Raw genomic sequence first — 12,913 nt, 5'->3', positions numbered from 1 at the left:
ATTTTGAAAAGGAGAAGAAATTGAAATTAGGAGCAAGAATAAGAAAAATCCGTATGTTTCGCAACATAACTCAAAAGGAATTGGGACGCAGATTAGGATATGGGGAAAGTAGTGCGGATGTGAGAATCGCCCAATATGAAAGTGGACAGCGTACACCGAAGCAGGAAACGCTTATCCGGATAGCAGAAATATTGGAAGTTGATGTCCGAAATTTTTTAAGTCCTGGAATTGCGACAATGGACGAATTAATGGAAACTTTATTCTGGATGGATGAAGAAAATAGAGGGCTTTTTCATCTGTTCCTGCTAAATGATTCAGAAAGTGAAACAGTTGGAATCACAATGAGGGATAAAAAAACAATGTCTTATCTGCAGGAATGGATGGGGAAAAAGCAGAAACTGGGCGATGGAAGAATCACAGAAGAGGAATATCTGGAATGGAAACTGCATTGGCCAGAGGATAAGAGAAAAACAGAATATAAAACCGTATGAAGTAAAAAGGAATTGCTTTGCGGAGAGTTACCTGTTAGAATATTACTGGAGTAACCGTGTACAGGGTTGGTAAAAACCTCCTGGATTTTCAGATCCCGTTAAGGGATACAGAAGAAGGGAGGTGGAGCGAATGGATACATACGAAGTCTTGAGCTTATTGTTCTTAGGCGGTACGTTTCTGATTGCTTTGCTTGCCTATTTGGATAATAGGGACAACAAGCGAAAAAAATAGCCTACCCTGTCTGCCAACAGGATAGGCAGCTCTCTTTGAGAGCAAAATAAATTAAAACCTAATCCAGGAGCATCCACCTTGTGGGCGGTTACTCTTTTCAATTAGAATATAGCATTTTCTCTCCGAAAAGTAAAGTACATTTTATACAGCCAATTCTAAAAAGAGTAGGCTGTTTTTTTATTGACAGGAGGGAAGTTAAATGTCTAAACTACAGGACATCCGAAACTTGGTGCAGGAACATGCCGTATCAGTGAGCAGTTCGCCAGGGGATTGGATGGATTATATGGACACAGCATCAAGGTTATATCGTTATTCTTTTTCAGACCAGCTTCTGATCCATGCACAGCGTCCAGACGCAACAGCCTGTGCATCACTGGAACTATGGAATGAAAAGATGTTACGCTGGGTAAATCGTGGTGCAAGAGGAATTGCCTTGTTTGATGAAACCTGGCAGAATACCAAACTTCGTTATGTGTTTGATATTTCGGATACCCACATGGTAGCCGGAGGCAGAAGCCCATATCTTTGGAAGATGCAGGAACACCAGAGAGAAGAGATCCTCACCCATCTGGCAGAAGTCTATGCTCTGGAAGAAAAGGATGCGGCAACTTTGCAGGACGCATTGATGGCGGTCGCAAGGGAAATGGTCAATGACAATCTGGAGGAATACCTGGATGGATTGGAATATGCTGTAGAAGGTACTTATCTGGAAGATCTGGATGAGGTGACGATCCGCAGTGATTTTCGTCAGCTGGCAACAGACAGTGTTTACTATCTGCTTTCCAGGCGATGCGGGCTTGACCCGATGGAACTTCTGGAAGAAGAGGACTTCATGCATATCACAGATTATAACCGTCTGTCAGTTCTCACCTTCCTTGGAAATGCGGCAAGCCAGCTCAGTGAGAGTATTCTGATTGATATTGGAAAGACCGTACATAAAATTTCTCTGGAAGAAGCGAGAAAAGAGGTTGAAAAATCCAATGAAAGGAATTATAATAACTTTACCACGTTAATACGCGAAATTAAAAATCAGGATGCAGAAACGAAAAAAGAAGAAAATATTGAAAATGAAGGAGGAAACGATTATGGAACTGACATATCATCGCAAGGGAGATTACCTGTTTCCGAATCTGACCGTCGAAGAGGAAGAAGTGACGATCGGGAAATATGGGATGCTGCGGAGGACATTTCTGAAAGAACACAAGAACAGCCTTTATCAGAGCCTGTTCCTGACCGGGAAGCTGAACAGCCATCTGGAACAGATCGAGAAAGCAGCACAGGAGAGAATGGACAGCCAGATGGAGAAATTACTGGAGAAGAATCCGGCACCGGACAAGGAAGCAGATCCGATGGCATGGACAGCACACATGAACGCACTGATGGCAACAGCGGAAGAGAGCATCTTGACGGAATTGGTATACAGTTAGTCGAAGATACAAGAGAAGATGGATTGAGTAAAGCAGAGGAAGAGATCGCCTCTGCTTTATCTTTGCCCGAATATCCAACCGCAAATGAACAAAGACGGCAGATCGAGGAAAGGGCAGCTGCCCTTTATGCCGGAGAAATCCCGATTCCAGAGGAAGTTGTTGATGAGATCTTACGGACAGGAGGAAACCGGAAAGCCAGCCAGCTCCGGGTCATCTATAATTTCATGAGTGAACAGACACCGGAGGAATATACGGAGTTTGTGAAGCGTGAATACCGCAAAGGGGGAAAAGGCTTTCAGATTGATGGAAATGAATATTCAGTCTGGTTTGATGAAACCGGGATGCAGATCGCAGTAGGGCATACAGTTACAGACCATATCTTAGATAAGGCATTTTTATCATGGGAAGATGTCAGCGGACGTATCCATCAGCTTTTAGATCAGGGTGAATATGCACCGCAGTCTGTATTGGATGCGGCAAGAAGTAATGCAGTAAAAGAACACGCCCAGGCTCTTGCCTATATGAAAGGGGATATGGCAGAAGGAGTAGCGGAGATTGTTTTTGACGAAAAGGACTTACCACATCTTCGCAGTATCTATCCGGAGATCACGGATTATCTGGAAGAAAAGCTGGAGGATCCCCAGTGGCTTTCGGAACTGAATGAAAGACTGGATGCACTGGCAGAAGCCTATGAAGAAAATCATTCTATTATGCGTTTCCATCATTATAATCCTGTAAATATCTCAAAGCAGTTTCAGAAGTTTGCGGATGAGGTCATCCCTTATCAGGCAAGGGACGGATTTGTGTGGAAAGAACATCAGATGTTTATTACGCAGGATGAGATAGATTCTTTTCTCGCAAGGGGTGGCCCTTATTCAAAAGATAGGCTCAAAACGTATTCTTTTTATCTGTTAAATGAAAATGAAAAATCCAGAACAGATTTTGTTAAAGAAAAGTATGGAGCTAATAAAAGGATTCATGCACTGCCTGATGTAGATGATTTTTATGTAAATTATGACAGGAAAGGACTGCTTCTTGCAAGAGGTGATGATAATAGCCCATATGCTTCAATTTCATTATCTTGGAAGAAAGTTGCCAATAGAATATCCTATTTGATAAAGAATGACCAGTTCCTGCAGGCAGAAGATTATGCTCGTATGCCGGAATATGAACGGGAACAGATGGCGAATAAGATACTTAGTTTTTATGCTCGTCTTCCGGAAGGAATAGACAGACCATTTACCAATGACTTTTTTGGGGCTGTGTCGAGAGCAGAATTGATGGCAGTGTTGGAAAGAACAGAGCAGACAGAGGAACTGTTACAGAAGATGGATGCAGCATTGGCAGCTTTGTCATTAGATTTTGAGGCGTATGGGACAAACTATCAGCAGAAAACAGAACTTCTTTCAGAACTCCACCAGTATGCAGAAGGAACCTATACGATATTTCCGACACCGGAAGCAGAACCGTCTTTTGTGGAACCATCCGGGCACCAGATGACCATGTTTGATTTCTTAGATACGAAGGCAGTGGCAGAACCGACCGTAGTAGATATGTCAGATGTGGAGAAAATAGAAGAGGAAGAGGTTACTGCCGAAGAATCTATTCTGAAAAGTCAGGAACAGGAAAAAGCTGTGTTAGAACCACATAACTTCCGTATCCAGGATAATGACCTTGGGGCAGGCGGTCCGAAAGCAAAGTATAAGGCAAATATGGAAGCCATCCATTTGTTACAGACTTTGGAGAAAGAAGAACGTCTGGCAGCACCCGAAGAACAGGAAATCTTATCCCGTTATGTTGGCTGGGGTGGCATCCCACAGGCATTTGAGGAGAATAACAGTAGCTGGGCGAATGAGTATCTGGAATTAAAGAATACCTTATCGCCAGAAGAATACAGTGCAGCAAGGGCATCGACCTTAAATGCTTTTTATACATCCCCGACCGTGATCCGAAGTATGTATGAAGCACTGGAAAATATGGGACTGAAACAGGGAAATATCCTGGAACCATCGTGTGGAGTCGGTAACTTTATGGGACTGATTCCGGAGAGTATGGGCAAAGCCAATATGTATGGTGTGGAACTCGACCCGGTTTCGGGCAGGATCGCAAAACAGCTTTACCAGAAAAACAAGATTGCCGTGCAGGGATTTGAGGAAACCAGTTATTCGGACAACTTTTTTGATTGCGTGATAGGTAATGTTCCATTTGGGGCGTATCAGGTCAGTGACCGCAGATATGACCGGCATCATTTTATGATCCATGATTATTTTATTGCAAAATCCCTTGATTTGGTGCGTCCCGGTGGCGTAGTTGCAGTAGTAACTTCCAGTGGAACGATGGATAAGCAGAATCCGGCAGTGAGACAGTATATCGCAAACCGGGCAGAATTGCTTGGAGCTATCCGATTACCGAATAATGCGTTCCAGAGAAATGCTAATACCAGTGTTGTTTCTGATATTTTGTTTTTCCAGAAAAGGGACAGGGCATCCATTGAGGAACCGGAATGGTTAAATCTAAAGGAAACACCGGAAGGTTATTCGGTCAATGCTTATTTTGCAGAGCATCCGGAAATGGTGCTTGGTGATTTTACTACAGACAGTACCCAGTACGGAAAGCAGGAAGTGACCGTAAAACCAAAAGAAGGCATTACCTTAGAAGAACAGTTAAAAGAAGCGATTAGGAATATCCATGGCACGATCACGGAACTGGAACTTTCGGATACAGAGTTGGAAGAGGATGTTGTCTCTATCCCGGCAGACCCGGATGTAAAGAATTTCAGTTTTATCGTAGTGAATGAGGAAGTCTATTACCGGGAAAATTCTGTGATGAACCGCATGGAGCTTCCGGCAATGACAGCGGAACGTGTCAAAGGGATGGTGAAGATTCGTGATGTTACGAATGAACTGATCCGGTGTCAGATGGAAGAGGGAAGCGATGAACAGATCACAAAGCTGCAGGGAAAACTCAATGAAGAATACGATACCTTTACAGCAAAATATGGTCTTATCAGCAGCAATGCCAATAAGCGGGCATTTAGTCAGGACAGCAGTTATTGTCTTTTGACTTCTCTGGAATTTCTGGATGATAAGGGAGAACTGAAACGGAAAGCGGATATTTTTACCAAAAGGACGATCCGCAGGGCAGAAACCGTAACTTCCGTGGATACTGCCAGTGAAGCACTTGCGGTTTCCATTGGTGAGAGGGCAGGCGTTTTCCTTTCCTATATGGCACAGCTTTCCGGGAAAACAGAAGAGGAGCTTACCGAAGAACTGGCAGGGGTGATCTTTAAGAACCCGATCGGTGAAAAATGGGAGCCATCGGACGAATATCTGTCTGGAAATGTGAGGGAGAAACTTCAGATCGCCAAACAGTTTGCAGAAGATCACCCGGAATATCAGGTGAACGTGCAGTATTTGGAGCAGGTACAGCCAAAAGATCTGGATGCGTCAGAGATTGAGGCAAGACTTGGGGCAACCTGGATCTCCGAGGATTACATTACACGGTTCATGACAGAAACATTCCATACACCAAGATATTATGTAGGGAGCAAGGTCAAAGTCCAGTATGCCGAAGTGACCGGACAGTGGAATGTTATGGGAAAAAATGTGGACAGCTACGGAAATGCCCTTGTTACTTCCACATATGGAACACAGAGAGCCAATGCCTACCGCCTTTTGGAAGATGCCTTAAACCTTAGAGATACCAAGATTTATGACACGGTACAGGATGCCGATGGGGAACACCGGGAATTAAATCGGAAGGAAACGATGCTGGCACAGCAGAAGCAGGAGCTGATCAAAGAGGAATTTAAGGAGTGGATATTTAAAGACCTGCACCGACGGGAAAATCTCTGTAAAATTTATAATGAACGATTTAACAGCATCCGTCCACGGGAATATGATGGAAGCCATATTCAGTTTGTCGGCATGAACCCGGAGATCACCTTGATGCCACATCAGAAAAACGCAGTGGCTCATGTGCTGTATGGAAATAATACGTTACTGGCTCATTGCGTAGGAGCAGGAAAGACGTTCCAGATGATCGCAGCCGGTATGGAATCAAAACGGCTGGGACTCTCACAAAAGAATCTTTATGTTGTGCCAAACCATCTGACCGAGCAGTGGGGCAGTGATTTCCTACGTCTCTATCCGGGAGCAAATATCCTGGTGGCAACGAAGAAAGACTTTGAGCCGGCAAACCGAAAACGGTTCTGTTCCCGTATTGCGACAGGGGATTATGATGCCGTGATCATCGGCCATACGCAGTTTGAGAAAATCCCTCTTTCAAGAGAACGGCAGATTGTCATGCTGGAAGATCAGATCGCAGATATTACGTTTTCCATTGAAGAAGCGGCACATCAGGCAGGGCAGAATTATACCATCAAGCAGTTGGAAAAAACAAAGAAGAGTCTGCAGGCGAGGATGAAGAAACTCAATGACCAGACCAGAAAGGATGATGTAGTAACTTTTGAGCAGTTGGGTGTAGACCGGCTGTTTGTGGATGAGAGCCATAGTTTTAAGAACCTTTTTTTGTATACAAAAATGCGGAATGTGGCGGGTATCTCACAGACGGATGCACAGAAAAGTTCGGATATGTTTATGAAATGCCGGTATATGGATGAACTGACAGGCGGCAGAGGAATCACCTTTGCTACAGGTACTCCTGTATCAAATAGTATGACCGAGCTTTACACTATCATGCGTTATCTCCAGTATGACACACTCATGCGTATGGGTATGGGACACTTTGATTCCTGGGCGGCAACGTTCGGAGAGACAGTAACCGCAATCGAATTATCACCGGAAGGAACGGGCTATCGTGCGAAAACACGGTTTGCCCGTTTTTTTAATCTTCCAGAGCTGATCTCCATTTTTAAGGAAGCTGCGGATATTCAGACATCGGATATGCTGAATCTTCCTGTACCGGAAGCAGAGTTTATCAATGAAGTCTTAAAACCAAGTGAAGAACAGCAGGAAATGGTCAGTGCCTTTTCGGAACGTGCGGAAGAAGTAAGAGCCGGTCTTGTGAATCCAACGGTGGACAACATGCTCAAGATTACCAATGACGGAAGAAAATGTGCATTGGATCAGAGGCTATTAAATGAACTCCTTCCGGATGCAGAAAAAAGCAAGGTCAATACCTGTGTGGAAAATGCTTTTCAGGTATGGGACGAGGGAAAAGCAGATCGGACAACACAGCTGATCTTCTGTGACTTGTCTACTCCAAAAGGGGATGGGACTTTCAATGTATATGATGATGTCCGAAACAAACTGGTTGCCAGGGGAATCCCGAAAGAAGAGATTGCGTTTATCCATGAATACAACACGGAGACAAAGAAAGCAGATTTGTTTGCAAAGGTACGGGCCGGGCAGGTGAGAATCCTTATGGGTTCCACTCCAAAACTCGGTGCTGGTACCAACGTACAGGACAGGCTCATTGCCCTCCATCACCTTGACTGTCCGTGGAAGCCGTCTGATCTGGAACAGCAGGAAGGACGTATCTTAAGACAGGGAAACCAGAATGACAAAGTAAAGATATTCCGGTATGTGACGGAGAACACTTTTGATGCGTATATGTGGCAGATTTTGGAGAATAAGCAGAAGTTCATCAGCCAGATCATGACCAGTAAATCCCCGGTCAGGGCTTGTGAAGATGTGGATGATACGGCACTGTCCTATGCAGAGATCAAGGCACTTGCCACAGGTAATCCGCACATTAAAGAAAAAATGGATCTGGATGTGCAGGTGAGTAAGCTGAAACTCTTAAAGGCAAACCATACCAGTCAGATTTACCGTCTGGAATCCGATATTGCAAAGAATTTCCCGGTACAGATCAGTGCATTGAAAGAGCGGATTGCCGGGATGCAGGTGGATTCGCAGGTAGTAAAAAGCGTGGATTTACAGGATAATGACACGTTTGCCATGACGGTAGGGAATGTCCTTTATGAAGATAAGAAAGAAGCAGGCGAAGCGTTGATCGCCGCCTGTGCAGGTTTAAAAACCGTCAGCACCGGCGGAAAGGTTGGGGAATATCATGGGTTTACGTTATCTGCTTCCTACAATATGTTCTCCAATGCGTTTGAACTGACGGTCAAAGGAAAATGCTCTTATAAGCTGGAGATCGGAAAAGACCCTGTAGGAAATATGCAGCGTATCCATAACACGCTTTCTTCCATTGACAGGAAGCTGACGGAAAGTGAGCAGAAGTTAGAAACCGTACAACAGCAGCTTGCTACTGCACAGGAAGAGGTAAAGAAGCCATTTCCGAAAGAAACAGAGCTGAATGAAAAGATGGAACGGCTATCCGAGTTAAATGCATTGCTGAACATGGATGAAAAGGGTAATGAGACGATTATGGCAGATGAGGATATTGGCAGAGAAGGAAGCAACACAGACAGCAGGGATGCCATAGAAGAAAAAGAACTTCCGGAAACAGCAGACAGAATCCATAAGCCGTCTATTCTGGAACGCTTAAAGCAGGAGAAGGCACAGCAGAATACAGCGGAACAGCCATCTGTACAGAAAGCTGCAAAGAAAAAACATGAACAGGAGTTATAAAAGATTTCCCGTCAGAGTTTTCTCTGGCGGGGACATAAAATGGAGGGTTTGTTTATGGCAAATAATATAGAAAAACAGTTAAAAGAAATATCGGAACGGCTGGAGCAGGGAGTAAAAGAAATCTTTACTTCGGAGAGATATACAGAATATCTGAATACCATGTCCAAGTTCCATAATTACAGTTTTAATAACACCCTTCTGATCACCATGCAGAAACCGGAGGCTATTCTGGTGGCAGGGTATCAGGCGTGGCAGAAGAAGTTTAACCGCCATGTAAAGAGAGGGGAAAAAGGAATCCAGATCATCGCACCGGCACCCATCCGTGAGAAACAGGAGATTGAAAAGATTGACCCTGTAACAAAAGAGCCAGTGATCGGGGATGACGGTCAGCCGGAAACAGAGATTGTGGAGATGGTCATTCCAAGGTTTCGTGTGACAACAGTATTTGATGTCAGCCAGACAGAGGGAGAGCCGATTGCAGAACTGGAAGTACCGGAACTTACCGGGAGCGTACAGTTTTATGACACGTTCATGGAAGCATTGCAGAACATTTCCCCTGTGCCAATCCGCATGATGCAGATAGAAGGGGAAGCAAAGGGGTATTACCATCAGACAGAAAAGTATATCGCAATTCAGGAAGATATGAGCAATCTCCAGACCATGAAAACCGGAGTCCATGAGGTGAGCCACGCATTGCTGCATGACCGGGAAGTAATGGATGTGGAAGGCGTCTTAAAAGACCAAACAACAAAGGAAGTGGAAGCAGAAAGTATCGCTTATATTGTCTGCAACCATTTTGGTCTGGATACTTCAGAATATTCGTTTACCTATATCGCCAGCTGGTGCGAGAGCAGGGATATGAAGGCGTTGAAAGCATCAATGGATACCATCCGAAAAACATCTGCAGAGATCATTGGGAACATTGAGGAGCAGATGCATGAGCTGGAAAGAGAAAATATCATGCAATATGAAGAAAAAGAAGCATCTGCCACCAGACAGGAAAAACTGGAACAGGACAGTGCGGAAATGATTGATGAAACTTTGCTTTTTCATGGAGAAAGCGGTCGTTTTGCAATCTATCAGATGGATACGGGCGGAGAGCATACTTATCAGTTTATGGGGTTTGAATCGGCTAAAAAATTAGGCTATACCATTGAGGGGAAAGACTACAGGATGGTGTATGCGGCTCCGTGGACACCAACGATTACATTAGAGGATATTTTTGAGAGATTTAATATCAACCGCCCGAACGATTTTCATGGACATTCCTTATCGGTAAGCGACGTCATAGTTATAAACCGGACGGCGGAGACAAAGGCTTATTATGTGGATTCTTTCGGTTTTGAGGAACTTCCGGACTTTGTACAGCAGAGAATGGAGATGCTGGAAAATAATCATACCAGAGCCTATCCCCCAGTCTATAAAGGAACACTTGCTCAGGCAATGGAAGAAAGGGATGTAGATGCCTATCTGGATTCCAGAAAGTTAAACATTGATTGTAAGAAAGCAATCGAGGAAGCGATCGCATTAAAATTTGACGGATTGCATTTAGAGGAAGATGCCGCAACGCAAGTGTTAGAGCAGTTTGGAGAAGAACGTATGACGTTTGTTATGGCAAATACGCTCCGGGAACTTTCTTATGACGGCAGATTTTCCAGGCAGAACAAAGACTGGGCAGAACATATCGAAATCCCGGAAAATATCAATCAGGGGAAGAATCTGAATCAGGATTATGTGATAGAAAGCCATCCAGCAGTGTTAGATGGTTTTATTGATATGGCAAGGGCAGAGATCCGGATGCAGAAGATTGAACAGGCGTTAGATGAAGCGGAAGTTACCATTACAGCAGATACCAGAGGATTTGAAGCAGATGGACATGCGGGAACCTGGCATACGGTGGATGAAAGAGAGTATGCAGGGGAGAAGTTTTTCTTCATGGAACATGATGAGTATGGTTCAGATGTGGCAGGGATTATCGTATCGGAACATGGTCAGCTTATTGCAGAAGATCTCTGGAATGGGTATGATGCAGGAGCATTGGAAGCTATTTCAGAATATCTGCAGGAGAAAGGGATTTCTGTAGAGGGACTTATGCCGGAACTGGAGCCGGATGAACTGGCATATAAGATTGACGATAGGTATTTTGCAATCCAGAGAACAGAGGAAGGCTATGATTATACCTTTTATGCTTTGGATTATGATGAGATCGACGGCGGTGCCTATGATAATCCTGATATTTCTATGCGTCAGGCAATGGAAGATATTCTTGAAGATGAGGATATGTCCCTGGAAAATGCCGTTCCCGTTGACTATGAGGATTTGATGGCAGAAGTGGAAGAAGCAGGCGAACGGCAGATGCAGCTGGCACAGTTATTAAAGAATTGTCCACCAAGTATTTTTGAGGATTATGACAGGGAAAGAGCAGTGGATACCTGTGAGGGAATTGTAATGCAGTTTACCAAGAGCAAAGGGTATCTGACCGTACAGGCAACGGAAGAAGGCTATTTTTATATTTTTTATGATTCTGACCTGCACGAAATCCATTCCAATGATTATGACGATCCCAAAGTATCTGTTCAGAAAGCTACTTATGAAATCTTAAAAAGTGAAAGAATGGATGATATGGAATGTGTCAAAGTGGACTATAAAGAATTTGAGGCAATGACCATCCAACATTCAAAGGATTTACTACAGGCAGGTGAGCTTCGTGCGACTTCTGAGATTGGAAGAGATGAAGCAGCATTAAATGGTCTTAGCAGGGCAGAAGTGGAACGGGGTGTCTTGTATCACGCACAGGGTATTCTGGAAGATATGGGATTAGAAAATGAAGTAGAGCTGCTTGCAGCAAGGGTGCATGGTTCCAGAAGCAGAGAGGAACTTTACAGAGATGATTCTGACCTTGATGTGGTGCTTTCTTATCGTGGCAATATCCGGGAGGACAGTTTCTTCAATGAATTAAATGCTCATGGTATAGCAATGGCAGGTATTAAGGTGGACATCAATCCTATCGCAGAAGAAAGAATCACTCTGGCAGAATATATGAAAGAGTCAGAAGCCTATCTTGATCAGAAGGAAATCGAAAAGCTGGCGGTGGATTTAGATAATTTCAGCTATGAATATGACACTTACGAGTATAAAGATATCGTTGAGAACAGGGAAGAACAGGTGAAGAAAATCACAGAGGACATTCTGAATAAGAAAACAGGGTGTTTAAAGGACTGGTTGGTTGAAGTATCGGAAGAATCTGATATAGACAGTGATGTGATAACTGCCCGGTCACTGCTCTCCCGTTTAGAAAATGCAGAAACCTTTTCTATCTTTACCAGACAATCAGAACAGGAACAGCCAGAAGCTACGATCAGTTTCTATGTAGCAGAGTGCATGGAGTTCCCGGTCATGGGTGAGTACCATAATAATCTTACTCTGGAAGAAGCAATCAAAATCTATGAAAGTATTCCGGCAGAACGCCTGCATGGAATCAAAGGGATTGGTTTTGATCTGCAGGACGGGGATGAGGATTATTCCGGGGAATACGGACTCATGAGTGGAGACAGGATAGACAGGGATCTGATTGATATGATTCCACATTATAAGGAAAGCCCATTGGTACAGAAAGCAATCAATGACATGGAAAAGTATCTGAATGAGAAACATGGAAAAGTGCAGGAGGCAGAACAGACCGTGGAAGTGAAACAGAAAGTTTCAGAAACACCATTCAAGAAAGAATCCGTATCAGTAGAATCGAACCGGGAACAAAACAAAGAGCCTGCAAAGGGTGGAAAAGGGGAACTGAAAAAATCCGTGCTGCAGTCGTTAAAAGAGTTCCAGGCAAGAGCAAAAGCACAGGAGCAGAAAGAAATGGCAACTGAAAAATCCAAAGCACATAAGAAGGGAAATGTAGAATTATGATGAATCTTGCAATGAACTTTGATACAGATGAATGCTTAGTGACCGCAATGTTTGATAAAGGCAACCGAAATGATACGATGGAAGCTATCGACAATATCATTCCATTTCTGAAAGGGGATGCGGATATGATCGGGCTTGTCTGCAATACCATAAGAAAGCTGTTCTGCATGAGTGATGAAGGCTATGAAATTTTTCTTATGGATCTGGAAGATTATAAAGCGGATTTGGAAGATAATTATAAAAAATAGAGAATATTTTGTGTGAATTAGTGTTAGATAGAATTTATTTAAATTGGAG

At 43.7% G+C, this 12,913-nt stretch carries 5 protein-coding genes; all 5 read left to right on the top strand.

The features are described 5' to 3' along the window. Positions 1 to 20 precede the first annotated feature (20 nt). The 5 genes from NQ489_RS11415 to NQ489_RS11390 all read left to right on the top strand — a co-directional run bounded on the left by NQ489_RS11415 (position 21) and on the right by NQ489_RS11390 (position 12,864). On the top strand, positions 21 to 491 hold the full coding sequence (locus NQ489_RS11415; RefSeq protein WP_044925916.1) for a helix-turn-helix domain-containing protein: 471 nt from the start codon (positions 21 to 23) through the stop codon (positions 489 to 491). Between the two features lie 130 nt (positions 492 to 621). Next, positions 622 to 723 (top strand): putative holin-like toxin, encoded by a 102-nt coding sequence (locus tag NQ489_RS11410; protein ID WP_015524590.1) that lies wholly within the window; start codon positions 622 to 624, stop codon positions 721 to 723. Positions 724 to 922: 199 nt separating this feature from the next. Continuing rightward, on the top strand, positions 923 to 8,707 hold the full coding sequence (locus NQ489_RS17650) for an Eco57I restriction-modification methylase domain-containing protein (RefSeq protein WP_021650347.1): 7,785 nt from the start codon (positions 923 to 925) through the stop codon (positions 8,705 to 8,707). A gap of 54 nt (positions 8,708 to 8,761) precedes the next feature. Continuing rightward, complete coding sequence (locus NQ489_RS11395) at positions 8,762 to 12,616, top strand: DUF3849 domain-containing protein (RefSeq protein WP_044960642.1); 3,855 nt, start codon at positions 8,762 to 8,764, stop codon at positions 12,614 to 12,616. Beyond that, positions 12,613 to 12,864: a transposon-transfer assisting family protein gene (locus NQ489_RS11390; RefSeq protein WP_005426535.1), complete on the top strand. Its 252-nt coding sequence runs from the start codon at positions 12,613 to 12,615 to the stop codon at positions 12,862 to 12,864. Before NQ489_RS11395 ends, NQ489_RS11390 begins: the two co-directional genes overlap by 4 nt. The last annotated feature ends 49 nt before the right edge of the window (positions 12,865 to 12,913 follow it).

This window comes from Blautia sp. KLE_1732_HM_1032, from assembly GCF_025147905.1.
GTDB lineage: Bacteria > Bacillota > Clostridia > Lachnospirales > Lachnospiraceae > Blautia_A > Blautia_A fusiformis.
Note: the sequence above shows the minus strand (reverse complement) of the source record. Positions and strands in the feature narration are given on the sequence as shown.

Coding starts and splice junctions, on each gene's coding strand:
- NQ489_RS11390 (WP_005426535.1), top strand. CDS start 12,613: ATGATGAATCTTGCAATGAACTTTGATACAGATGAATGCTTAGTGACC.
- NQ489_RS11410 (WP_015524590.1), top strand. CDS start 622: ATGGATACATACGAAGTCTTGAGCTTATTGTTCTTAGGCGGTACGTTT.
- NQ489_RS11395 (WP_044960642.1), top strand. CDS start 8,762: ATGGCAAATAATATAGAAAAACAGTTAAAAGAAATATCGGAACGGCTG.
- NQ489_RS17650 (WP_021650347.1), top strand. CDS start 923: ATGTCTAAACTACAGGACATCCGAAACTTGGTGCAGGAACATGCCGTA.